The following is a 25,023-nucleotide window of genomic DNA, read 5'->3' as shown; positions in this document are numbered from 1 at the left end:
ATCAAATTAGGTAAGTCTCATCAAGCTTGTATATCTGCCTGACGACCAAAGGAGGTTTATATTCTTGAATAATATTAACATTCTTATCTACTTCTGTAAATAAATGAATGTAAGTATAAATAAAAGAAGCTAAGAATAATTGCTTTTCAAAAGTAATAGTATCAACAGATTGCTTTAGCTCGTCTTGACCTTTAATTGTAATCTGCTTATCATCGCAGCAACTTTTTTTAGAAATAGAGCAACCTTCAGTTTGAGGTGATTCCATATCCATCCCACATCCCTTAGCTTTTTTAAATATAGCTGTATCTACTAAAGTATTGCCACAATAATGCATATCAACAGTTAATGACATTGTAGAAAATAAAACTACAAAAGCCATAAATAGTGACCATATTTTATTCAACACTTGTTTCATAAAGCTATACAAAGTTACTAAAGTTTAATTAAATCAGTTATTTTTTTTACATAGCTTAATATTTAAGTTCCTGTAGAAACAAAAAAAGCAGCTTTATAAGCTGCTTTTAATATTGAAAAGTAAAAACAATTACTTTTTAAGTTTGTTACTTAATTCTAAAGATAATGCGGTACGTTCAAACTTAATTTTACCAGCACTTGTTTCTATAACACAAGTGTTATCGGTGTCATTTATTTCTACTATTTTACCGTGCATACCACTTTTAGTAACTACTTTATCTCCTTTTTTTACTTCTTTAGTAAAATTAACCTCTTGTTTTTGTTTTTTAACTTGAGGTCTTATAAAAAATAAGTACGCTACTACAAATAACAATAACATAGGAGCCATAGATCCCATCGACTGTAAAAATTCTTGCATATATTATTATTTAGTTACCGCTGGAGTTTTTGCAACTGGTTTTGCTAAAGTTACATCTGCTTCTGGCACTTCTACCATAGCTTTGATTTTAACAGTTTCTCTTCCTTTTTCAGTGTTAGCAGTAATGGTTACAGTTTGTTGTGCTAAATTTTTCTTTCCTCTAGAGTTGAATTTAACAGAAAACTTTCCTTCACCACCTGGAGCAATTGCTTCTCTTGGCCAATCATTAGGGATAGTACATCCACAAGATCCTTTAATACCAACTATTACTAATGGCTTCTCTCCTGTGTTTTTAAAATTAAAAGTAGTTTCTACTTGATCTCCTTGCTTAATAGTTCCAAAATCATGCTCAACTTTATCAAAAGTCATTACCGGAAACTTTCCTGAATTTGCATCTCTTTCAGCAGCAGCAGAAATATTCGCTTCGTCAATTTTAGCTGCAGCATTTTCTTGCTTACATGATACTAATGCTAATCCACATATAGCCGTTAAGGCTAACATTTTTATTCTTTTCATATCGCTATTTTTAAATAATTTATTTTAAAGTGTCGTAAATGTACTAATTTCTGTGTATTACATCAAGCCTCTACCCATTTTTTGAAGTTTATTTGCTTCCTTAAAATCTTTAGATAAACTATCTAAAATACCATTTATAAATACACTACTTTTCTTTGTTGAATATTCTTTAGCTATTTCTAAATATTCATTAATAGTTACTTTTACGGGGATAGATGGGAATTTTAAAAATTCACAAATGGCCATTTTCATTAAAATAGCATCTATTGTAGCTATTCTATCTGCATCCCATTTTGGTGTTTTTTCATCTACATATTTAGCCAACTCATCATCGTTTAAATACACTTTATTTAATAAAGTTCTTGCAAACATTTTATCTTCTGCATCTTTATACAGCTTAACCATTTCTAATGGCTCGGCAATATTCATCTTTTTTAATTGCTTAAGTATAACTGTATTTACAATTGGTAAATCGTCTACCCAGCTAATGCATGAATCTTCATAATAAGAATACAACTTATCGTTAGGTGCTATAATTTTCTTGAATACAAATAAAATTAATTCTCTATCCTTTTCGAATGAACTCGACTCTTGAGTATATTTTTGATAAAACTCAGAACTTAAAATTTCATTTAAAAACAAGCTCGCATATTCATCATCTAACTCCCAATTAGCTAACTTATTATTTTCTATAAACATTGCTAACTCCTGACTAGAGTTAATATGATTAAAGAACATATTGTTCACTAGTCGAACCGCCTTGTCGCTTTTATTAGCAGATAATAATGTTTCTTGAGAAGCTTTGTTTAGTTTCTGGGCCTTTTGTAAGATTACTGTAAATAACTGTAACTGTAAAGCATATAAATTATGTACATTTTGTAAGCTATCGTTTAGCTTTTTATATGCTGGATCTAAATTCTGACTATTAGTTAATTGTAATTCAAAAAGACTTTGCATTACTTTTTTACGAATATGTCTTCTGTTTAACATGGATAAGAACTTTTTATAGAAACAAAGCGAAAGGAACATCCTTTCGCTTTGCAAAAATACTATATTATAATCTAAAACCTACTGCTGGTTTTCTTTTTTTCTAGTTTCAATTCTAGCTTTTGCTACTTCTAAAGAAGCAGCATGAGTAGTAATACCTTTAGAATCTGCTAAATTAAATATCTCTAGGGTTGTATTGTAGATATTTTCTGTTTTACGCATGATTTCTGTTTTACCATATCCTTCTAACTCTGCATAAACATTTATAATACCTCCTGCATTTACAACAAAATCTGGAGCATATAAGATACCCTTTTCTTGTAACATATTTCCGTGAACTACTTCGTTAGCTAATTGGTTATTAGCTGCTCCAGCAATAATATCTACCTTTAACTGGTTTATTGTTGCATCATTTACTGTTGCACCCAATGCACATGGAGCATAAATATCTGCATCTAAACCATATAAGTTATCACCTGTAAATATAGTAGCACCATATTTTTTACTAACCGCTTCTAAACGCTCTTGGTTAATGTCTGCAATAACAACTTTAGCACCTTCATTAGTTAAATGCTCTACAAGAGATTCTCCTACGTGTCCAATTCCTTGAACAATTACTCTTTTATCTTCTAAAACATCAGATCCATATTTTTGCTTTGCAGCAGCTTTCATTCCCATAAAAACTCCATAAGCCGTAATAGGTGATGGATTTCCTGCTCCTCCTCTGCTTTCAGAAATACCTGTAACATAAGGTGTTACATCTCTAACTAAATCCATGTCTGAAGTTTCCATTCCAACATCTTCTGCTGTAATATACTTTCCACTTAGAGAATGTACAAACTCACCGAATTTTTTCATTAACTCAGGAGTCTTTTGAGTTTTAGCGTTACCTATAATAACCGCTTTTCCTCCTCCAAGGTTTAAACCGGCAACAGCAGATTTAAAAGTCATTCCTCTAGACAAGCGCAAAACGTCATTCAACGCTTCCCACTCATTATTATATTGCCACATTCTAGTTCCTCCTAAGGCAGGTCCTAAAACTGTGTTATGTATACCAATAATTGCTTTTAATCCGGTATCTTTGTCGTTACAGAAAACAATTTGCTCATGATTATCAAAAGATAACTGTCCAAAAACGGGGTCAACTTTTGGTAAATCTTTACTGTTAATTATTTCAGATGTCATTAGTTATATTGTTTTTAATTAATACCGAGATTTTTATAAATCTCTCAAATTAGGAGTGCGAAATTACACGATTATTCATTTTTAAACAAAAAAATGCTTTATAAAATGAATAATTATCAACAAAAAAGCTCTGCGATGAGCTCATATTAAATGAAAGAACTTAAATACCTTAATCGTTATTTTTTAAAACATAAGTACCGCTTATTTATTGGTTTATTAATTACCGTAATAGCTCGAATATTTTTAGTTTTCACTCCTAAATTTTTAGGAGATGCTATAGCTATTATTGAAACATACATTGAAACCGAATCAAACGATATAGCTACTTTAAAAAATGAATTACTGTATTATATTATGCTTATTATTGGCGTTAGCTTAATTGGTGCTTTCTTTACTTTTTTAATGAGACAGACGCTTATTGTCATGTCTAGGCTAATAGAATTTGATTTAAAAAATGAAGTGTATCAGCACTACCAAAAACTTTCATTGTCTTTCTATAAGCAAAATAGAATTGGAGATTTAATGAATCGTATTAGTGAGGATGTGGGTAAGGTTCGTATGTATTTTGGTCCAGCTTTAATGTATAGTATCAATACCATTACTTTATTTGCAATAGTTATTCCTCTTATGGTTAGTACTGCTCCTAAACTTGCTATGTATACTTTATTACCTCTGCCAGTTTTATCTATAGCTATTTATAAATTAAGTAAAGAAATTCATATAAGAAGTACCATTGTACAGCAATACCTTTCTAAATTAACTATTTTTACTCAAGAGTCATTTTCTGGTATATCTGTAATTAAAGCTTATGGATTAGAACAAAATGTAAGTTCTAAGTTTACAACCTTATCTAATGATAGTAAAGATAAAAACATGAGCTTGGTAAGAGTACAAGCTTGGTTTTTCCCGTTTATGATTTTATTAATAGGTTTAAGTAATATATTGGTAATTTACATAGGTGGACAACAATATATAGAAGGACACATACAAGATATTGGAACCTTAATAGAATTTATTTTATATGTTAACATGCTTACATGGCCTGTTGCAACAGTAGGATGGGTAACTTCTATTATTCAACAAGCTGAAGCTTCTCAAAAAAGAATCAATGAATTTTTAAAAGTAACTCCTGAAATTAAAAATGAAAACAACAGTACTTACCCATTTGAGTCTGATATCGTTTTTAACAATGTAAGCTTTACTTATCCAGATACCCAAATAACTGCATTGAAAAATGTTTCTTTCAAATTAGAAAAGGGAAAAACTTTAGCAGTGATTGGTAAAACAGGTTCTGGAAAATCTACCTTGTTACAACTGGTTTCAAGATTGTATAACATTAATTCTGGAGAGTTATTAATTGGAGGTAAACCAATTAACCAACACAATTTAAACCTCTTGCGGTCTAATATAGCCACTGTACCACAAGATCCGTTTTTATTTTCGGATACTATTTATAATAATATTGGCTTTGGCATTGAAAACCCAGATAAACAAATGGTGATTCAAGCTGCAAAAGATGCGGTAGTACACGATAATATTTTAGGTTTCAAAAATAAATATCAAACGGTTTTAGGAGAAAGAGGTATTACTCTTTCAGGCGGCCAAAAGCAAAGAGTATCTATAGCCAGAGCCTTAATAAAAAATCCCGAAATATTATTATTAGACGATTGCCTATCTGCTGTAGATACAGAAACTGAAGAACTTATTTTAAGTAACCTTAATAGAGTTACTCATAATGCAACTACCATTATTGTAAGTCATAGAATTTCTTCTGCAAAGAATGCAGACCAAATTATTGTATTAGAGAAAGGTAGCATAATTCAAAGTGGTACACATCAAGAGTTAGTGAATATAGAAGGACATTACAAAGATTTATACGAAAAACAACTTGCTGAAAAAGAAAATTAAAAAAAGTTGGCAGTACGCATTTTTTTTAGCATTTTTGGGTATCAATTTTAATAATACATTTTAAGAAACGATTATGAACGATAAAGAATTATTAGAAAAAGAAGATATTTTTTCTAAAGTATTAAGAGCTGGAAGAAGGACTTATTTCTTTGATGTAAGAGCTACTAAGGCTGGAGATTATTATTTAACCATTACCGAAAGTAAAAAATTTACTAATGACGATGGTTCTTTCCATTATAAAAAACATAAAATCTATTTATACAAAGAAGATTTTGCTGCTTTTAATGAAATAATTGGCGAAATGACCGATTATATTATTGGAGAAAAAGGAGAAGAGGTAATTTCTGAGCGCCATCAAAAAGACTTTAAAAAAGAATATGAAACTATAGAAACTAACAAGAGTTCAGACAGTTTTACAGATATTAGTTTCGATGATATTTAATCGAACTCACAATATTTATAAAAGCTCAATTATATATAATTGAGCTTTTTTTATGCAATTTTGGTTCCGTTACTTACTTGTTGCTCTGGTTGTAAAAGTACAACTCCATCTTTACCTCCTACCCCTCCTAACACTAAACACTCACTCATTATATTGGCTATTTGCTTTTTAGGAAAGTTAACTACTGCTACCACTTGTTTACCTACTAATTCGTCTGTGTTATATAGATCGGTTATTTGGGCAGAGCTTTTTAAAACACCTAAATCGCCAAAATCAATTTCTAATATATAAGCAGGTCTTCTAGCTTTTTCAAATACTTGAGCTGTAACTATTGTACCTATACGAATGTCTATTTTTTCAAAATCACTCCAACTTATCTCCATATCTTATATTTTAAATCTATATATTTATTTCTAATAAAAAAGCTTATAAATTTAGTGCTTTAATTAATTAGTATCTACAAAAAATAAAACAAAAAATCATGGCAAGAACACCATCTAATATGTTAGCTTTAGGTACAAGAGCTCCTCATTTCGAACTCCCTGATACTGTTAGTAATCAAATATTATCATTAGAAAATTTAAAAGGTAAAAACGGTACAGTTGTAATGTTTATTTGCAATCACTGTCCATTTGTTGTTCATGTAAACAAAGAATTGGTAAAAATAGCCAAGGAATATAATAGCGAAGGAGTTTCTTTTATTGCTATAAGCAGTAACGATGTAGAAAACTATCCTCAAGATGCTCCTGATTTAATGACAGAACATGCTAAAGAAAATGAATATCCTTTTCCGTATTTGTACGATGAAAGCCAAGAAGTAGCTAAAGCTTATGATGCTGCATGTACTCCTGATTTTTATCTATTCGACAGTGATTTAATGCTAACCTATCGCGGTCAGTTAGACAACTCTAGACCTGATAACGGTATACCCGTAACAGGAGAAGATTTAAGGAAAGCTATACAACATACTCTTAAACAAACAGCTATCAATTTTACTCAAAAACCTAGCATTGGTTGTAATATTAAATGGAAAAATAAAAACGTTTGAGTACCTAAAAAGAAACATTTACAGTAAGAAGAAATTCTTATCTATTCAAGTAAAAACTTGTATCGAGAATAAAATTTAGTACTAAATAGTTCTCAATACAAGTTTTTACCCTTTTAAATCCATACTATTTACCTTAAAAAGAATTGTGTATTATTTATTCTCTAACTTCAAATAATATTGGTAAGGAGTATGATACTGTTACTGGTTTACCCATTTGTATTCCTGGTTTCATCTTTGGTAAAGAGTTAACTACTTGCTCTGCTTCTTTAACCAATTCAGGATGAGGAGCTCTTGCACGTACTTTAACCACATTTCCTTTCTTATCAATTTTAAATATTACACTTATTCGCATTTTTCCAGAAAGACCTAAATCGGCAGCTAAACTATTATCAAATTTTTTACTTACAAACTTGGATATCTTAACAGACATGCATTTTTTACGATCTGAATTTGTTTTATAGGTTTCACAGCCCGGAAATATAGGAACATTTTCTATAACCGTAAATGGCACTTCTATTTCTTCTTCTACCTCATTTATAATTACTTCTTCAACTTTCAATTCTACGGTTTCTATTTCTTCAGATTCATCGGTTTCTGTTGACTCAATTACAGTTTCAATAATTTCTTCTTCGTTTTCTACAATTTCAATTACCACTGGTGCTGGAGGTGGCGGCGGAGGTGGAGGCAAATTTTTTAATTCTGTTATAGGTATTTCTTCTTCACTGCTAGCATCTACTTTCAATACTATTACCTCTTGCTTAGCTTTTTTATAAGATTTATGGTTCATACCTAAATAAACCACAAACATCATTACAGCTAGCCCTAACGCAAAATAAATCGAGCTGCTTTTGGAAATGTCTATATTGGGATTTTTTTTCGCTTTCATGACTCATCTCCTTTCTTAAAAACATACCGTAAATATGTCTTATTTTGACCTCATACATTTTTGGTCACACATAGCAAGAATACTAATAAACTTGCTTTCATTAAAATACGAAAAAATCAAGAAAAAAACTAATTATAGCTCCTGATTCAAGCTGTAATACTAGGAAGTACTTTTTAAAAAAATGATAAGGAAATTAATTCAGTTCTTTACTTTCTTCAACTCTAAAGCATCGTTCTTCTCCTAAGTAATTAGGGTCTCCATACTCTTCAGACCAAAAACCTTCTAACAGAGATTTCGTCAAGCATTTATATACTACTACGCCTGTATACAATTTATTATCGTCTCCATAATAAGAAAAATTAATAACAAGAATATTGTCCTTGAAAAAACCTATACCCGATTGTTTTTGAGTATTATTAATGACCCACTTGGCTATTACTCTTCGGTTTTGGTCTATACTTAAACTTAAAATTCCTGAATATGTAACTTCTGTATCTTCTTGGTTTTTACCTATAACATTGTATGTTCCAAGTATATCATTAATATTCATTACTAAACCTGAAATGCTATAGTTTTTCTATTTTCTCTCCTAAATAAACCAATTTCATATTATGGGCAAACTCTTTGTTTTCTAGTTGAGAAGTAATTACATCGAGCTTTCCGTCTTTATTTTTAATAAATAGAGGTGCAGAGTTATTTTTTCCATTAAACAAACTCATTATATCTTCGTAACCTACTCCGTCTTCTAGATCTATTTCACCAATATAAGGATAGTTTTTTGTAATGCTAGTTAGGTTTATAAAATCTTTGTTAATGGGAAAAAGCCAACCGTTTTCATCATTTGGGTCTTGTACTTCTCCATTGGTACGTACTCTAAAATATCCATTCTCTCCAAACTGCTTTTTAAGCCTAGTAACTGCAGAGGTATTAATATTTGAACTTCCGGTAAGAGCCAATAAATATCCTATATCATTCAATTCTATATCATCATCTAATTCGCTTGAAAAAATATCGATATTTAATGCTTTTAACCCTTCTGAAATAGATTTTTTAACATTTTCTTCATTGGTATCAATCAAGACCACGTCTCTATCGTTTTCTTGTAAATAAACTGCTATTAATCGCGATAACTTAGAGGCTCCAATAATCAATACTCCCTCAGAGTTTTTCAAAAACACACCTACTAATTTAGCAAACAATCTAGCAGTTGTAGCGTTTAGCAATACAGTACCTAAAACAATCATAAATACTAAAGGTGTTATATACTCTGCTCCTTCAACACCCTGCTTAATTAGTTTTCCTCCAAATAATGAAGCTATACCTGCTGCAACTATACCTCTAGGTCCTACCCAACTAATAAAAAGTTTTTCGTTGAACTTTAATTTAGATTTTGTGGTACTTAACAATACGGCAATTGGTCTTACTACAAAAACTACTAAAGCAAAAAGTATAACTGTTTCCCAGTTATATAACAGCATCATATCACTCATATTAATATTTGCTGCCAACAATATAAATAAGATTGATATTAACAATACACTTAATGACTCTTTAAAGTATAAAAGTTCTTTTATATTCTTTAATTTGCTATTACCTAAAACCATACCCATAACAACTACTGCAAGCAACCCAGATTCATGAGCAAATATTTCTGACTCTACAAAAACTAATAATACTGTAGAAAGCGAAACAACATTTAGTAAATAATGAGGGATAAATTTTTTATTAATAGCAAAAGCTAATGCGTGTGCAAACGTAAAGCCAAATGTAGTACCAAAAAGTAATATTTTTCCAAACTCTATCAGAGCTGTTTTTGTAAAACCTCCACCTCCACCAACGCTAATAAACTCAAATACTAAAACGGCAACTAAAGCCCCTATAGGATCAATTAAAATACCCTCCCATTTTAATACAGCAGACACATCTTTTTTTAAAGGAATATTTCTTAATATAGGTGTTATAACGGTTGGCCCTGTTACTATAATTAGTGCTGAAAACAAGAAAGATAAATCCCAACCTAGTTCAAAAACAAAATGAGCTATGATACCAGCTCCAAAAAAAGTTATAGCAGAGCCTAAAGTTATTAATTTAGAAATAACTGGACCTACATTTTTTATTTCATCTCTTTTTAATGTTAAACCTCCTTCAAAAAGGATAATACTAATAGCCAGAGACACAAAATAGTATAAACTTTCTCCTGGAAAAAGTCCTTTTTTACCATTCCAAACAGGTTCAATCCATTTAGAACCGTCTGCACTCAAATATTCAGCTGCAATTGGCCCAACTAATAAACCAATTAAAATTAGTGGTAAAATAGCTGGGATTTTAAATTTCCAAGCTACCCATTGTGCTAAAATTCCTAATATTATTATTCCTGCTAATTCAACCATATATATAAAGTTATTGAACCTTTTTTAACAATAAAAATAGTACCTCCATTGCTTTAAATTCATCAGATTCAAATATAATTAATTTATCATGATATTTTTACTCAAAAAAATAAATCAAGCATTATAGACAATAAATAACATTAATCTAACATGATATATATCATTCTTTAAAAGAATACTACTGTATACTTTTACATTAAAGTTATATATAATATGTCTTTAATACAGAAATACAACATACCAGGACCTCGCTATACCAGTTATCCTACTGTTCCATTTTGGAATGAAAAAGATTTTAGAACTATAAACTGGGTTCAGTCATATCAAAAATCATTTTCTGAATCCAATCAAAAAGAAGGCATTAGTTTATACATACACTTACCCTTTTGTGAAAGTCTATGTACTTTTTGTGCTTGCCATAAACACATTACCAAACGCCATGAAGTAGAAGACTCTTATATTGATACTGTTCTAAAAGAGTGGAATCTGTATTTAGATTTGGTGTTAGAAAAGCCAATTATAAAAGAAATTCACTTGGGTGGTGGCACACCAACATTTTTTAACACTCAAAATTTAACTAGACTAGTTAAGAGCATTCTAAAACTAGCTGATATTCATCCAAATTATGAATTTAGTTTTGAGGGACACCCAGGAAATACCACTAAAAATCACTTAGAAGCTTTATACAAATTAGGATTTAGAAGAGTTAGCTTTGGAATTCAAGACTATAATGAAACCGTACAGAAGGCTATTAATCGTAAACAAACTTTTAATCAAGTAAAACAAGTAACAGAATGGTCAAGAGAAATAGGTTATACTTCTATTAGTCATGACATCATTTTTGGTTTACCATTTCAAAAACTACAAGATATAGAATACACTATTTCTAAAACCAAAGAACTATTACCAGACAGAATTGCTTTTTATAGCTATGCCCATGTTCCTTGGGTTAAAGGAGTTGGTCAAAGAGGTTTCAATGAAAGTGATTTACCCCAAGATAAAGAAAAACGCATGCTGTATCAAAAAGGAAAACAATGGTTAGAAGAAGTTGGTTATATCGAAATAGGCATGGATCACTTTGCTTTAAAAACAGATAATCTATATGCGGCTACTGAAACTAACACATTGCACAGAAACTTTATGGGTTACACTGCCAATAAAACCCAGTTAATGATTGGCCTAGGTATGTCGGCTATTAGCGATTCTTGGTATGCATTTGCCCAAAATGAAAAAAGTGTTAAAGCATATATTGAGCAAATTAACAAAGGAAAGTTAGCTATTTTCAGGGGACATATATTAAATAATGAAGACTTGATATTAAGGCAACATATTTTAAATATTATGTGTCATTTCAAAACAGAATGGCAGACTCCGTCTTTAAAAATTAAAGGTTTAAAGCTACACCTTAAAAAGTTAAATGAACTCATAAAAGATGAGCTAGTTATACTTAAAGAAAACTCACTAATAGTTCCTGATCATGCAAGAGCTTATGTAAGAAATGTATGCATGGCTTTTGATGCTCATTTACAGCGCAAAAAACCAGATACTCAAGTTTTTTCAAAAACAATTTAATAACAACTAATTATAATTTACCATTATGAACAAGATTTTAGTACCAACAGATTTTTCAAAAGAATCTGAATACGCTTTAGAAACTGCAGCAAAATTAGCTAAGAATTTTAATGCCGAAATCATTGCACTACACATGTTAGATATTCCAGAAACCATTTTAACTAAAGAAACTTCTGAAGAGTATCCTGAACTATTATTATTTAGCAAGCTTGCTAAACAACGATTTTCTGATTTTTTAGATAAAGACTATTTAGGTGGTATTACTGTTACAGAAGCAATACAGCACCACAAAGCTTTTGAAGGTATAATAGATTCTGCAAAAAAAGAAGACGCAGATATTATTATAATGGGATCTCACGGTGTTAGTGGGGCTAAAGAATTGTTTGTTGGCTCTAATACTGAAAAGGTAGTTAGAAGTTCAGATATTCCTGTATTGGTAGTTAAAGAAAACCAAGAAGATATATCTTTCAATAAGTTTGTATTCGCTTCAAACTTTGTTGAAGATTGCTATGAGGCTTTTAAAAAAGCTAAAAACTTTGCTAAAACCATTAATACAAAGATCAACCTTCTATATATCAATACACCTAAAGACTTTAAAAATAGTACAGAAATAGAAAAACAGGTTTCTCTATTTTTACAAAAAGTAGAAACTCCTGCCGATGAAATTAGTTTTGCTATTCATAACGATTACGATGTAGAACAAGGAATTTTAAACTACTGCCAAAAGGTTAATGCCGACTTAATTGGTATTCCAACTCATGGTAGAAAAGGTTTGGCACATATTATTAAAGGTAGCATAGGAGAAAATGTTGCTAATCATGCTGATATTCCTGTTGTAACATTTAAAATATAAATAATAAAAAAAGCCTCATTTTTAAATGAGGCTTTTAACAACTAACCTAACTAACTCTTCTACTTATTACATGCACAAGTAGGACAGTTTTTTTTACAATTCTTCGTTGGTATTAAAGACTTTTTAATTGCATTAAAACCTCCGTTAATATTAATTAAATTATTGAAGCCTTTTTGCTTTAAAAAGGAAATCGCTATTACAGATCTATATCCGCTTTTACAATAAACAAAGTATTCTTTTTCTTTTTCAAAACTATTAGCTGCAACATGTATATGATTTAATGGCAAATTCTCTGAAACATTTACCCTATCATCACCGAATTCTTTTATACTTCTTACATCTAAGAAAGAGCTTTCTTTATCTAATAATTCTAAATCATCTGCTTCTAAATTTTGAATCGATTCTATAATTAACCCTTCTTTTTCCCAGGCATTAATTCCTCCTTTTATATATCCTAAAACATTATCATAACCAACCCTAGCTAATCTTGTTACTGCTTCTTCTTCTCTTCCGTCAGGAGCCAATAGTATTATTGGTTGATTTATATTTTCTATTAAAGTACCTACCCACGATGCAAAAGTACCATCTAAACCAATGAAAACTGAATTTGGAATGTGCTTCTCTAAATATTCCTTTGGAGACCTAACATCTAATAACATAACATTTTCTAAAGACAAATAGTGTTGATATTGATTCACTTCTATTGGTGACATTCCTCTTGCTATAATTTCATTAATAGAAGTATTAACTCTCTTATTCATTTTAGCGTTTTTAGGAAAATATTGAGGTGGTACTGCCAAACCGTTCAATACTTGTTTAACAAATTCTTCTTTACTTAGATCTGTATTCAAAGCATAGTTGACCTTTTTTTGATTCGCTAAAGTATCATAGGTTTCATTACTCATATTCTTGCCACATGCTGAACCTTTACCATGATTTGGATAAATTAATACATGATCTGGTAAACCCAATATTTTTTCGTGTAATGAATAATATAACTTTTCAGTTAATTCTTCTTTGGTAATTGAACTTGTTACTGCTAAATCAGGTCTTCCAACATCGTTAATAAATAATGTATCTCCAGAAAACAAGCAATATTCTTTCTCCTCTTCATCAAATAACAAATACGAAGAAGACTCTAAGGTATGACCTGGAGTATGCAATAATTTTAATTTTAAACGACCTATTGTAAACAACTCATTATCTTTTCCCTTGTAAAAATCAAAATCAGCAGTAGCAGTTGGCCCATAAACTATAGTAGCTCCTGTAGCCTTAGCTAAATCAACATGACCGGATACATAATCTGCATGAAAATGGGTTAGAAAAACGTATTTAATTTTAGCTTTATCTCTTTTCGCTTTTTCTAAGTAAGAAGCTATATCTCTTAAAGGGTCTATAACTGCTGCTTCACCTTTAGACATTATATAATAAGTAGCTTCAGATAAACATTTGGTGTATAATTGTTCTATTTTCATACATCAAAATTACCTCCTGATAATTTTATATGAAATGATAATTATCATAGTTATTCATTTTTTTAAATAACTATATTATCACTACTAAACTAAGTAATGTATGATAAATGTTATTTCTGCTATTTTATATGTAATTTCATAGTTATATTCGTACCTAAGAACATTACTGGAGAAACTATTTTACTTTTAAACTAAAAATTATGGAAAATGATTTAAAAACTTTTTTTCAAAAAGTTGGTAAGGTATTATACGCTATTGCGATTGTAGATAACAATATTGCAGAAGAAGAATACAAAATAATTAAACAAATAGTTGATAGAAATTGGGATTTATACAATTTAGATTCTAATAAAACTAAAAATCTACCTCAACTTAAAAACGTTTTTGATCATTTATGCAAATACCCACAAAGCGTAGATGAGATTTTAGAAGAGTTTAAAGCATTTAAATCAAACAACCCTAATTTATTTTCTGATGAAATAAAAACATTTATTTACAAAACTGCTAACGAAGTGGCTTCTAGCTATGCTAACAAAAATAAGTCTGAACTTATTATTTTGGGTAGACTACATTTTATCTTGAAAGACTAATTAACTAGTCTATGAATTTTAAACTTTTTGTTTTTTTCTTTGTCAAATACTTCTACCCAACATTCATTTATATTATCCTGATAAATTTCTAATTTTACTTGATACGTTTCTCCTTTATCAGAATTATAAAGAGTTCCTCCAGATAACACACCATCCTTATAGCACATATTTTTTAAAATTACTAACCCTACTATAGGTTGATTTCTTAGGTCTTTATTCGGGTTTTTATTATCTAAACCATTTCTATTATATATAGGAAAATTAGATCTCTTGATAATTTTACCTTCATAAATGCCATTATTTTTATAAATCTCAACTACAGATCCACCTAACAATTTCCATCTACCTAAATAATTTTCAGAAGAAGGTTGACCACAAAAAATGAATAATAGGAAAATCAATAATAATCTCAAAACAAAACAATTTAACCGTAAATATACAAATACTTATTCATGACAATATTTAGCCGAGATATTAATGAATAGTGTATTGTCTGAGGGTGAAACATAAGGTATACCCAAACCTAATCCTCGTAGAATAAAGAGTATCCCTATAGCAACAACAAAAAATGGTATTATTCTCTGTAATTGCTTTTTAAACTTTATGGAAAAGCTATTCTTGATATATAATAAGACACTTAATAAAGGAACTGTTCCTAAACCATAAAGCAACATATATAACGAAGACTCTAACAGACTTGGCATAGCAATAGCTCCTACTAAAGCTATATAAACCATTCCACAAGGAAGAAAACCATTAAAAAAACCAAAACAAAACAGTGCATAATAAGAGTCCTTTTTTAAATATAATCCCATTTGCTTTTTCAATCTTGTCAACAAAATATTAATTACCAACAAACGAATTGTTAGTCTATTACTTACTTTAGGGAACACTACCAACAGAATCATTATTACACCTATTAAAATTGACAGTTGTTGTTGAATTCCAGCAAATTGAAATCCTTTACCCGCTATCCCAAATAATAATCCTAAAATAGAGTAAGCAACTATTCTACCCAAATGATACAATAAAATTTGACCATGCTTTTTATTTAGTTGATTGTTACTAATAGGTAACATTACGGCCAAAGGTCCGCACATACCTATACAGTGAAAACTTCCTAAAAAACCTAATATGAGTCCAGACCAAACTAACATTTATAATATCAGTTCTTTTTTATATAAATAAGGAATATCATTATGGGTAAAATCTATTACTAAGTTCCAGCGACCACCCACAAGATCTTGTTTCGGTAAAAATAAGATGTTGGAAGAAATTTTTAGAGGAATTTCTATATCCATATTCTTGTTAGATGGTCTGTACAGGAACACTTTTCCGTTTAATTTATGAGGGTTTAATTCATCAGGAAAACTTATTAAAACACCATCTGCTTTTAGTTCTAAACCTATAGGGTCTAAAAGCATATTTAAGTTTTTTTCTTTATCGATTTCTTCTTGAAAAGCTAATTCGCTTTTATAATAATTTTCGGTTACTAAATCATGATCATACTCACTATTTGTAGACATTTTTACTACAAAAAATAATATAAACGCCATAAATAAAACTATAGCTATAACTATTCCTCCTCCCCAATTTATCTTCATATCATATCGTTTTAATAACTACCTAAATTTTCTAGGCCCTAAAAAATTAGTAGTTGTGGTTTCTATTTTCTTATTATTAGAAAAAATTCCTATTTTAATTTTTTCTCTGTCTTTTTTCAATTCACTTAATGGAATATTAATAAATAAAGTACCTTTTGTAAGTGCTTGTTTTTTTAGTATAATACTATTAATTCCTACTGGTTTCACCTCTCCTGTATGAGATAATAGCCTAAACTCTATATTGGTAATATCTTTTACCGTTTTATTAACTAACTTATAGCTATAAACATTACTTATTGTATTATTCTCTGTACGTTCGTATAATTGACCTGGTAATTTAATTAGAGTTGCTTCTACATCATTTCTCATAAAAAGCATTACCCCCATAATCCCCATTAGAACTATTAATACTGCTGTATAAGCCTTTTTTCTAAAAGTAAAAATGTTTTTTTCTCCTTTGTTAATATTATCTTCAGAATCATAACGAATTAATCCTTTAGGTAGGTTTACCTTTTCCATCATAAAGTCGCATGCATCTATACAAGCAGTACAGTTTACACATTCTAGCTGGGTGCCATTTCTAATATCTATACCTGTTGGGCAAACTTGTACACACTGATTACAATCTATACAATCTCCTTTTCCGCTAGCTCCCCTGTCTTCTTTTTTTTTAAATTTTGCTCTACCTTCTTTTTTTTCTCCTCTTACATAATCATAAGCAATGTTGATGGTTTTATTATCTAACAAAACTCCTTGAAGCCTACCATAAGGACAAGCTATAATACATACTTGCTCTCTAAACCATAAAAACACAAAAAAGAAAACGGTAGTAAAAATTAATAAAGAAACTAAAGTACTTATGTGTAAGGTAGGCTCCTTGAATATATACTGTATTAATATATCTCCACCTATGAAATAAGCTAAAAAAGCATTCGCTATTAAAAAAGATATGATAAAGAAGATAATCCATTTTAATACTCTTTTCTTTATCTTTTCAGTATTCCAAGGTTGCTTTTTTAAGCGAATTTGTGCTCCTCTATCGCCCTCAATTATATATTCAATTTTTCTAAAAACCATTTCCATAAAAATGGTCTGTGGGCAAATCCAGCCACAAAATATTCTACCAAATATCACTGTAAATAAAACAACAAAAATCACCCCAATAATCATTGCCATTACCACTAAATGAAAATCTTGTGGCCAGAAAGGGAACCCAAAAATATTAAACTTACGATCTAGTACATTAAATAATAAAAACTGATTGCCATTTACCTTTAAAAAAGGAAAAGAGAACAAACACAATAATAAAACCCAACTTATATATGTTCTATACGAATAGAATTTCCCTTTTGGTTTTTTCGGGAATATCCACTGACGCTTACCTTCGCTGGTAATCGTTCCAATAGAATCTCTAAACACCTCTTTTCCTTGATCTCCCATTTAGCTTTACTTGTTTACTTGTAAAGTATCTATTACTAATGAATCTGCTTCTTGCTTTATAACTTCTTCTTTAACGGTATCATCTTTCCATAATTCTCCCTCGGCTTTTTTAGCTTCTGGAGGGTTTGTACCTGAAAGAGTGGTTATATATGAAGCTACTTGTTGAATATCGTATGACTTCAAACCATTTTTAGACCAAGGTTCCATTCCTTTCCCAGGCCTTCCTCCTTCTGAAATAGATTTAAATATATTATTAATCCCTCCTCCTAAAATCCAGTAATTATCTGTTAAATTAGGACCAATATTTCCGCCTCCGTCTGGTTTATGACACACCGCACAATTTTGCATGAAGATTTCTTTTCCAGAAGCAATATCTGAAGCTTCTGTTAATATGGTAGCTGTCTTATAGTCTACTAAATTCTTAGCCGTTTTCTTGTATTCTTCAATATCAATCTTTGCTTGAGCCATTTCAGTCTCAAACTCTTGCTCCTGCGTTTCACCACCAAACATGTGATATCTAGCTAAATAAATTACCGCAAAAAGTATAGTTGCATAAAATCCCCAAACCCACCAAGGTGGTAAAGCATTATCTAGTTCTTTTATACCATCATAATTATGATTCAAAAAAATCTCTTCTTCTTCATCTATAGGTGTTGCATTAGTTGCCTTCTTTAAAAAACCTGACCACCAATTTGATTCTTTTATTGCTAATTTAGCTTCTCGTTCTTCTTCTGTAAGTGTATGCCATAAAACACTATTAATTGCTGCGTAACAGGCTTCAAAAGAAATCAATACTAAAAGTATAATAGCTAATAAACCTAATACTTCTGGTTTCTCTATAAAAGCAGGTAATTCTTCTGTATCTATTGCGTATTCTAATATAACAGCAGAAGCAAAAAAGATAAGTGGTAACCTTATATACCAAGGGAATAAATATTTCATTTGCATAATTTTTAATGATCTAATGGTAAATTACTTACCTTTTCTATATATTCTTTTTTTGATCTAACTACCCACCAAAACAAGGCTATGAAAAAGATGAAAAAAATGAGTAGCGATATGATTGGATACACTTCCACTCCATCTATAGTAGCCATATGTTGTTTAACAAATTTTAGCATGGTTAATCTTTTTTAGGTTGAACATTCTCTTTTACTTTTATATCTGTCCCTAAACGCTGTAAATAAGCAATTAAGGATATAATTTCTCTTTCTTTTAGAGGAACAAAACGATCTCCGTATGCAGCTCTTTCTTCATCAAATGAAGCTTTTATATCTTCATTACTTAATAAATCTTCTGCTATTTCTTGGGCTTGTTTATTAATAGATTCTTGAGCATTAGTAATCTCTTCTTCAGAATAAGGTACTCCCAAATCTACCATGGCATTCATTTTACTTTTTGTTTGAGTATAATCTTGTTTATTACTTATCAGCCAAGGATAACGAGGCATAATAGATTTTTCTTCAATAGCTTGTGGATCATACATATGATTGAAATGCCAAACATTAGACTTTTTACCTCCTTCTCTATGTAAATCTGGGCCTGTTCGTTTTGAGCCCCATAAAAACGGATGATCATATACAAATTCTCCGGCTTTAGAATATTCACCGTAACGTTCTACTTCCGACCTAAATGGTCTAATCATTTGTGAGTGACAAGAAACACAGCTTTCTCTGATATAAATATCTCTTCCTTCTAACTCTAAAGGAGTGTAAGGTTTAACACTTGTTAAAGTAGGTATATTAGAATCTACCATAATTGTTGGTACAATTTGGATAATACCACCAATTAAAATTGCTATAGTAGCCAAAATGGTTAACTGCACTGGCTTACGCTCTAACCAAACATGAAAAGTTTCTCCTTTTAATCTACCCTTTCTAACTTTTTTAAGAGCTGGAGCTTCAGCTAATTCGTCTGTTACTTTAGTTCCAGATTTTACTGTCTTCGTAATATTAACTAACATAACAATAGAACCAAGTATATATATTGACCCTCCTATTGCACGCATCCAGTACATTGGAATAATTTCTACCAATGTATCAACAAAGTTGTAAACTAATGTTCCTTCAGGAGTAAATTGTTTCCACATTTCAGCCTGAACAAATCCTGCTACATACATTGGTAGTGCGTAAAGAATAATACCTAAAGTACCTAACCAAAAGTGAGCATTAGCCCATTTAGTAGAATATAGTTTAGTTTTAAACATTCGTGGTACCAACCAATAAATCATACCAAAAGCCATAAAACCATTCCAAGCCAAAGCCCCAACATGTACGTGAGCAATAATCCAATCTGTAAAATGAGCAATTGCATTAACATTTTTTAGTGATAACATTGGGCCTTCAAAAGTTGCCATACCATAACCCGTTATAGCTACTACCATAAACTTTAATACAGGATCTACTCGTACTTTATCCCAAGCCCCTCTCAAAGTCAATAATCCGTTTATCATACCTCCCCAAGAAGGTGCTATCAGCATTACTGAAAATGCCACACCTAAATTTTGAGCCCAATCTGGTAATGCCGTATATAATAAATGGTGTGGTCCTGCCCATATGTAAATAAAAATTAAAGACCAAAAATGAACTATTGACAGTCTATATGAATACACTGGTCTTTCAGCAGCCTTAGGAACAAAATAATACATCAATCCTAAAAATGGCGTGGTTAAAAAGAATGCCACCGCATTATGCCCATACCACCATTGAACTAAAGCATCTTGAACACCTGCATAAACAGAGTAACTCTTTAAAAATGATATTGGTAATTCTAAACTATTGAATACATGCAAAACGGTTACTGTAACAAAAGTTCCTAAATAAAACCAAACAGCAACATATAGGTGTCGTTCTCTCCTTTTAAAAATTGTCCATATCATATTGGCTCCAAAAGCCAACCAAACTAATGCTATAGCAATATCTATTGGCCACTCTAATTCTGCATATTCTTTACTTGTAGTATACCCTAATGGTAGGGTTATAGCAGCTGCAATAATTATAGCTTGCCAACCCCAGAAATTAAATTTGCTTAAAAAGTCACTAGCCATTCTTGTTTTTAATAATCGCTGTAACGAATAATAAACTCCTGCGAAAATGGCATTACCCACAAAAGCAAAAATTACAGCATTTGTATGCAATGGTCGCAACCTACCAAAACTTAACCATGAAATGCCATCAGTAATATTTGGAAAAATAAACATTACTGCTAAAAGCAATCCAACAGACATCCCTACTAGCCCCCATAAAATGGTTGCGTAAATGAAGTTTTTTACAATTTTGTTGTCATAATAAAATTGTTGTAATTCCATAAAATTTTATGATTTGTTGTTTTTAGAAGAAGTAACTTTTATTTCATCATCAAAAAGCATGCGCACAGATGGTGTATACGAATCATCATATTGTCCTTTTTTTACAGCTATAATAAATGCTATGAAAAAAACCATTGCCACAATAAAACTAATAGTGATTAAAATGTAGATCACTCCCATATCTTAATTTTTACCTTAAACAAAGGTATGATGAGCAACTAGTAGAAACTATGACGTTTGTTAGCTTAAAAACTGATAAATATCATGTTTTTTAAGCTTCAGGTTTTTTAATCGTTTTTGATATTAATGATGTAGATAAAATTGTAACAAAAACTACTACTGATATAGAGCTCAAAGGCATTAAAATAGCTGCTATTATAGGTGATAATTTTCCAGTTACAGCAAACGAAAGTCCTATAATATTATACAGAAAAGACAAAACAAAACTTGCTATAATTATCTTTTTAGATTGTTTTCCTATATGTAACAATCTATCAACATATTTAAACATACTTGCATCTATAATTGCATCACAAGCAGGAGAAAATACATTCACATTTTCTGCTATAACGACCCCCACATCACTCTGAGCCAAAGCTCCAGAATCATTCAATCCATCTCCTACCATTAAAACTTTTTTATCACTTAGTTGTATTTCTTTAATTTTTTCTAATTTATTAGATGGAGTTTGATTGAATAATAATCGGGTTCCTTTTGGAGAAATTACTTCTAAATAGTCTTTCTCAGCTTCATTGTCTCCAGAAATTATATACATAGAAGTTTTATTTAATCTCTTGAATAGCTTTAACATTCCTTTTCTATAACTGCTTTTTAAGGTAAATTCACCTTTAAACTTACTGTCTATCTCAATAAAAACTTTTGTACTATTATCATTAGTTTTATTGACATTTACCAGTAAATGAGATCCTATTTTAATTTCTTTACCTGCTACATCGGCCATTAAACCCTTACCTGGTATTTCTTTTACATTAGAAACACTATAAAAACTCTCTTTATCTATATTTAAATGATTAAACAATAACCTACTAAGAGGATGATTAGAGACTCTCAATAGTGATTTTATAGCTATTAATTCTTCTTTAGAAAACTCTTCACCACTATATTGAATTTTACTATTACTGCTATAAGTTAATGTTCCTGTTTTATCAAAAACAATAGTATTAATAGAAGCTAAACGTTCTATAACTGAAGCATTTTTTAAGTATATTTTTTCTTTCCCTAAAAGTCTAAGAATATTTCCTAATGTAAATGGAGCTGATAATGCTAAAGCACAAGGGCAAGCAACTATCAGCACTGCTGAAACTGCATTAATTAATAAGCTACGATCTACTACATACCAGAAAACTGCTGTAAGTAAAGTAATTAACAATATAATTACAGTAAAGTACTTACTAATTTGATTGGTCAAACTCTCTATTCTATTTTCTTTATCAATAGCAAAAACTTCATTGCTCCATAACTGAGTTAAATAACTCTGATTAATACTCTTAGTTGCCTCCACCTCAATTATACCACCCTTTTGTTTTCCTCCTGCAAAAAGTTTATCACCCGACTCTTTGTTTATTAAATTAGCTTCACCTGTAACAAAACTATAGTCGATTTTTGCTTCTCCTTTTATCAAAACTCCATCAACAGGAATAAGTTCTTCATTTCTAATTAACAGCCTATCTCCTTTCTTAATTTTATGTACAGGAATAGTTTCTTCCAGATCATTAACAATCTTAGTAATTGCTATAGGAAAGTATGATTTATAATCTCTTTCAAAAGATAAAAAGCTATAGGTCTTTTGCTGAAAAAACTTTCCTAACAACAAAAAGAAAATTAATCCACATAAACTATCTAGAAAACCTTGTCCGGTTTTAGTATAGATTTCATATACACTTCTAGTAAATAATACTATAATACCTAGAGCTATAGGCACATCTATATTCAAAATTCGATGCTTTAATCCTTTATATGCTGAAACAAAATAATCTTGTGCTGCATATACAACTACCGGTATCGAAAAGAACAACATTATTGAATGAAAAAATGGTTTATATTGATTAAGCCAAAATTCATCAAGTTCAAAGTATTCTGGAAATGATAAAAACATCACATTCCCGAAAGCAAATCCTGAAGTAACTAATTTGAACAGTAACGAATTATTAACCTTTTTTTTCTTTCGTTTACTATCATCTAGACTTATGTAAGGCTCATAACCTATACTACTCAATAACTCAACTATACTTTGCAAACTAGTTGTTTCTTTCTTATAACAAATTCTAACTGTCTTTTTAGGGAAATTAACTTGAGTATTAGCTATATGAGTATTGAGTTTATGAAGGTTTTCTAAAACCCAAATACAGGAACTACAATGTATATGTGGAATATAAAGATTTACTATTTGTAACTCTTCATTATCAAACTCTAACAAACTATCTACAACCTCTTTATTAGATAAATACTCAAATTTAGTTTTTAACTCACTGGGAGCTTTACCTGGTTTAGACTCTAACTCATAATACTTTCCTAATTCATGATGATTTAAAATCTCATAAACTGTTTTACAACCATTACAACAAAAGTCTTTTTTATCAAAATGTATATAAATTGAGCTAGTATCTCCACAGTGATAACAAGATTGTTCTTCCATAACTTATTTTTACCGAACACAAATTTCTCAACTAGTAACATTTGTTACAATGATATTTATCATATTTAAGGTATATTTGTTATATATATTTAGTAGTAATGGGTAAGTGCCAGCAATGTATCATAAGACATTTTAATAGTTTTAAAACTTTAACTACAGAAGAGCTAATGTGTATTTCTAATGCGAAATCTGAAGTGGTTTTTAAAAAAGGGCAAGTAGTTTTTACAGAAGGTAGTTCTATTAATGGGGTTTTTTGTGTAAAATCTGGAAAATGTAAACTTACCAAACTAAATAGCAATGGTAAAGAACAAATTATTCGTTTTGTAAAAGGTGGGGATGTTTTAGGTTATAGATCGGTGGTTGTAGATGAACCTGTAAGTTTAACTGTTACTGCTTTAGATGAAATGAAAGCATGTTTTATCCCTAAATCTGATATTATGGAGGCTCTAGAAACCAACCCTAAGTTTACCATAGATATGATGAAAACAGCCTGCTCTGATTTAAAAGATGCCAATATGACTATTTCAAGTATGGCCCAGAAAACAGTAAAAGAACGAACTGCCGACTCTTTACTATTCCTTCATGAAACCTTTGATACAAACGATGAGGGTTATATCGATATTCAATTAAGTAGAGAAGAAATTGCAAGTGTAATAGGTACCGCTACAGAATCTGCAATTAGATTACTATCTCAATTTAAAAAAGATGGTTTAATAGATTTAAAAGGTAAAAACATTAAGGTTTTGAATATCCCTAAACTTACTTCTATATCTGAAGGTTTTTAAAAACCTTATTTCAAATTCATAAAACTATTGATATTTTTCTTACATGATAAATATCATGTTATATACAAGTTAACTCACATAACTTTGCTCATATATTAATTTAATACTTAAAATTAAGATGAGTACGATAACTACAGCTAAAAGCATTTTTGCTAATGGTAAATTCTTAGAAACTAAAATAAAAGCAAGTGATATTTTTCTTGTAAAACTCTATAAAAGATTATCAATAGAATTTGAAGAAGCTTATTACCTAAACGCTGCAATAACAATCATGCTGCAAAGTGTTATTGGAGCCATTGCAGCAATGGTTATATTAGCTAATATGAAAAATTCTAATTACGGTATATTTCAGTTAGGCTTATGCATTGGTTTAAGCTCTATTTTTAATGCACTTATATTAGGACAAATAAAACCTAAAATAGTTTTTAAAGGATTGTTATTATCCGTAGTCGTAAACATATTACTCATTGTAATTAATATTTAAACAAATAAAACGTTTAAAATGAATAAAAAAAGACCAGTAAAAACTGGTCTTTTTAGTTTAGCT

General features: G+C 30.2%; 27 protein-coding genes. 8 read left to right on the top strand and 19 right to left on the bottom strand.

Annotation, left to right across the window (positions count from 1 at the left end):
• Position 1: 1 nt before the first annotated feature.
• The 5 genes from ACFQ1O_RS07375 to ACFQ1O_RS07355 form a co-directional block, all read right to left on the bottom strand.
• Positions 2 to 415, bottom strand: a complete 414-nt coding sequence (locus ACFQ1O_RS07375; RefSeq protein WP_377714926.1) for an HYC_CC_PP family protein — start codon at positions 413 to 415, stop codon at positions 2 to 4.
• Positions 416 to 544: 129 nt separating this feature from the next.
• Positions 545 to 832 (bottom strand): preprotein translocase subunit YajC, encoded by a 288-nt coding sequence (yajC, locus tag ACFQ1O_RS07370; RefSeq protein ID WP_377714924.1) that lies wholly within the window; start codon positions 830 to 832, stop codon positions 545 to 547.
• 6 nt (positions 833 to 838) lie between these two features.
• Positions 839 to 1,348 carry a DUF1573 domain-containing protein gene (locus ACFQ1O_RS07365; RefSeq protein WP_377714922.1) on the bottom strand — a complete coding sequence of 170 codons (510 nt, stop codon included), beginning with the start codon at positions 1,346 to 1,348 and terminating at the stop codon, positions 839 to 841.
• Between the two features lie 57 nt (positions 1,349 to 1,405).
• Positions 1,406 to 2,338: a transcription antitermination factor NusB gene (nusB, locus tag ACFQ1O_RS07360; protein ID WP_377714920.1), complete on the bottom strand. Its 933-nt coding sequence runs from the start codon at positions 2,336 to 2,338 to the stop codon at positions 1,406 to 1,408.
• A 78-nt stretch (positions 2,339 to 2,416) separates the two neighbouring features.
• Entirely contained in the window at positions 2,417 to 3,520 is a 1,104-nt protein-coding gene (locus tag ACFQ1O_RS07355; protein WP_377714918.1) for a Glu/Leu/Phe/Val family dehydrogenase, read from the bottom strand.
• A gap of 150 nt (positions 3,521 to 3,670) precedes the next feature.
• Between ACFQ1O_RS07355 and ACFQ1O_RS07350 the strand changes: the two genes are divergently transcribed.
• Entirely contained in the window at positions 3,671 to 5,428 is a 1,758-nt protein-coding gene (locus tag ACFQ1O_RS07350; protein ID WP_377714916.1) for an ABC transporter ATP-binding protein, read from the top strand.
• Positions 5,429 to 5,501: 73 nt separating this feature from the next.
• Positions 5,502 to 5,870 carry a PUR family DNA/RNA-binding protein gene (locus tag ACFQ1O_RS07345; protein ID WP_377714914.1) on the top strand — a complete coding sequence of 123 codons (369 nt, stop codon included), beginning with the start codon at positions 5,502 to 5,504 and terminating at the stop codon, positions 5,868 to 5,870.
• Between the two features lie 50 nt (positions 5,871 to 5,920).
• Here ACFQ1O_RS07345 and ACFQ1O_RS07340 read toward each other — a convergent pair whose 3' ends face one another.
• On the bottom strand, positions 5,921 to 6,253 hold the full coding sequence (locus tag ACFQ1O_RS07340) for a tRNA-binding protein (RefSeq protein WP_377714913.1): 333 nt from the start codon (positions 6,251 to 6,253) through the stop codon (positions 5,921 to 5,923).
• A 98-nt stretch (positions 6,254 to 6,351) separates the two neighbouring features.
• Here ACFQ1O_RS07340 and ACFQ1O_RS07335 point away from each other — a divergent pair, with 98 nt between their 5' ends.
• Positions 6,352 to 6,918, top strand: coding sequence for a thioredoxin family protein (locus ACFQ1O_RS07335; RefSeq protein WP_377714911.1), 567 nt, complete (start codon positions 6,352 to 6,354; stop codon positions 6,916 to 6,918).
• A 154-nt stretch (positions 6,919 to 7,072) separates the two neighbouring features.
• Here ACFQ1O_RS07335 and ACFQ1O_RS07330 read toward each other — a convergent pair whose 3' ends face one another.
• From ACFQ1O_RS07330 to ACFQ1O_RS07320, 3 genes are all read right to left on the bottom strand, one after another.
• The gene (locus tag ACFQ1O_RS07330) at positions 7,073 to 7,804 is read right to left on the bottom strand and encodes an energy transducer TonB (protein WP_377714909.1); all 732 of its coding nucleotides are present in this window, start codon (positions 7,802 to 7,804) and stop codon (positions 7,073 to 7,075) included.
• A gap of 193 nt (positions 7,805 to 7,997) precedes the next feature.
• Complete coding sequence (locus ACFQ1O_RS07325) at positions 7,998 to 8,354, bottom strand: hypothetical protein (protein ID WP_377714907.1); 357 nt, start codon at positions 8,352 to 8,354, stop codon at positions 7,998 to 8,000.
• Positions 8,355 to 8,370: 16 nt separating this feature from the next.
• Positions 8,371 to 10,194 (bottom strand): cation:proton antiporter, encoded by a 1,824-nt coding sequence (locus ACFQ1O_RS07320; protein WP_377714905.1) that lies wholly within the window; start codon positions 10,192 to 10,194, stop codon positions 8,371 to 8,373.
• Between the two features lie 213 nt (positions 10,195 to 10,407).
• Between ACFQ1O_RS07320 and hemN the strand changes: the two genes are divergently transcribed.
• Positions 10,408 to 11,766: an oxygen-independent coproporphyrinogen III oxidase gene (gene hemN / locus ACFQ1O_RS07315; protein ID WP_377714903.1), complete on the top strand. Its 1,359-nt coding sequence runs from the start codon at positions 10,408 to 10,410 to the stop codon at positions 11,764 to 11,766.
• A gap of 25 nt (positions 11,767 to 11,791) precedes the next feature.
• The gene (locus tag ACFQ1O_RS07310; RefSeq protein ID WP_377714901.1) at positions 11,792 to 12,619 is read left to right on the top strand and encodes a universal stress protein; all 828 of its coding nucleotides are present in this window, start codon (positions 11,792 to 11,794) and stop codon (positions 12,617 to 12,619) included.
• A gap of 59 nt (positions 12,620 to 12,678) precedes the next feature.
• On the opposite strand, the gene ACFQ1O_RS07305 is transcribed toward ACFQ1O_RS07310, so the two are convergent.
• Complete coding sequence (locus ACFQ1O_RS07305) at positions 12,679 to 14,094, bottom strand: MBL fold metallo-hydrolase (RefSeq protein WP_377714899.1); 1,416 nt, start codon at positions 14,092 to 14,094, stop codon at positions 12,679 to 12,681.
• A gap of 200 nt (positions 14,095 to 14,294) precedes the next feature.
• Here ACFQ1O_RS07305 and ACFQ1O_RS07300 point away from each other — a divergent pair, with 200 nt between their 5' ends.
• On the top strand, positions 14,295 to 14,684 hold the full coding sequence (locus tag ACFQ1O_RS07300; RefSeq protein WP_377714897.1) for a hypothetical protein: 390 nt from the start codon (positions 14,295 to 14,297) through the stop codon (positions 14,682 to 14,684).
• Here the strand turns inward: ACFQ1O_RS07300 and ACFQ1O_RS07295 are convergent.
• From ACFQ1O_RS07295 to ACFQ1O_RS07255, 9 genes are all read right to left on the bottom strand, one after another.
• Complete coding sequence (locus ACFQ1O_RS07295; RefSeq protein ID WP_377714895.1) at positions 14,681 to 15,085, bottom strand: DUF2147 domain-containing protein; 405 nt, start codon at positions 15,083 to 15,085, stop codon at positions 14,681 to 14,683. The two genes, ACFQ1O_RS07300 and ACFQ1O_RS07295, sit on opposite strands and share 4 nt — an antisense overlap.
• Positions 15,086 to 15,130: 45 nt before the next feature.
• Positions 15,131 to 15,841 (bottom strand): sulfite exporter TauE/SafE family protein, encoded by a 711-nt coding sequence (locus ACFQ1O_RS07290; RefSeq protein ID WP_377714893.1) that lies wholly within the window; start codon positions 15,839 to 15,841, stop codon positions 15,131 to 15,133.
• Positions 15,842 to 16,288, bottom strand: coding sequence for a FixH family protein (locus ACFQ1O_RS07285; protein WP_377714891.1), 447 nt, complete (start codon positions 16,286 to 16,288; stop codon positions 15,842 to 15,844).
• An 18-nt stretch (positions 16,289 to 16,306) separates the two neighbouring features.
• Complete coding sequence (ccoG, locus tag ACFQ1O_RS07280) at positions 16,307 to 17,728, bottom strand: cytochrome c oxidase accessory protein CcoG (RefSeq protein ID WP_377714889.1); 1,422 nt, start codon at positions 17,726 to 17,728, stop codon at positions 16,307 to 16,309.
• Between the two features lie 6 nt (positions 17,729 to 17,734).
• Positions 17,735 to 18,670: a cbb3-type cytochrome c oxidase N-terminal domain-containing protein gene (locus ACFQ1O_RS07275; RefSeq protein ID WP_377714887.1), complete on the bottom strand. Its 936-nt coding sequence runs from the start codon at positions 18,668 to 18,670 to the stop codon at positions 17,735 to 17,737.
• Between the two features lie 11 nt (positions 18,671 to 18,681).
• Complete coding sequence (locus ACFQ1O_RS07270; protein WP_377714885.1) at positions 18,682 to 18,849, bottom strand: CcoQ/FixQ family Cbb3-type cytochrome c oxidase assembly chaperone; 168 nt, start codon at positions 18,847 to 18,849, stop codon at positions 18,682 to 18,684.
• A 2-nt stretch (positions 18,850 to 18,851) separates the two neighbouring features.
• Positions 18,852 to 21,035, bottom strand: coding sequence for a cytochrome-c oxidase, cbb3-type subunit I (gene ccoN, locus ACFQ1O_RS07265; protein WP_377714883.1), 2,184 nt, complete (start codon positions 21,033 to 21,035; stop codon positions 18,852 to 18,854).
• 6 nt (positions 21,036 to 21,041) lie between these two features.
• The gene (ccoS, locus tag ACFQ1O_RS07260) at positions 21,042 to 21,215 is read right to left on the bottom strand and encodes a cbb3-type cytochrome oxidase assembly protein CcoS (protein WP_377714881.1); all 174 of its coding nucleotides are present in this window, start codon (positions 21,213 to 21,215) and stop codon (positions 21,042 to 21,044) included.
• A gap of 91 nt (positions 21,216 to 21,306) precedes the next feature.
• Positions 21,307 to 23,691: a heavy metal translocating P-type ATPase gene (locus tag ACFQ1O_RS07255; protein ID WP_377714879.1), complete on the bottom strand. Its 2,385-nt coding sequence runs from the start codon at positions 23,689 to 23,691 to the stop codon at positions 21,307 to 21,309.
• Positions 23,692 to 23,789: 98 nt separating this feature from the next.
• Between ACFQ1O_RS07255 and ACFQ1O_RS07250 the strand changes: the two genes are divergently transcribed.
• Both ACFQ1O_RS07250 and ACFQ1O_RS07245 read left to right on the top strand, forming a co-directional pair.
• Positions 23,790 to 24,476, top strand: coding sequence for a Crp/Fnr family transcriptional regulator (locus tag ACFQ1O_RS07250; protein ID WP_377714877.1), 687 nt, complete (start codon positions 23,790 to 23,792; stop codon positions 24,474 to 24,476).
• Positions 24,477 to 24,594: 118 nt separating this feature from the next.
• Complete coding sequence (locus tag ACFQ1O_RS07245; RefSeq protein WP_377714875.1) at positions 24,595 to 24,960, top strand: hypothetical protein; 366 nt, start codon at positions 24,595 to 24,597, stop codon at positions 24,958 to 24,960.
• Positions 24,961 to 25,023: the final 63 nt, after the last annotated feature.

This window comes from Pseudofulvibacter geojedonensis (assembly GCF_042675745.1).
GTDB classification, from domain to species: Bacteria; Bacteroidota; Bacteroidia; order Flavobacteriales; family Flavobacteriaceae; genus Pseudofulvibacter; species Pseudofulvibacter geojedonensis.
Note: the sequence above shows the minus strand (reverse complement) of the source record. Positions and strands in the feature narration are given on the sequence as shown.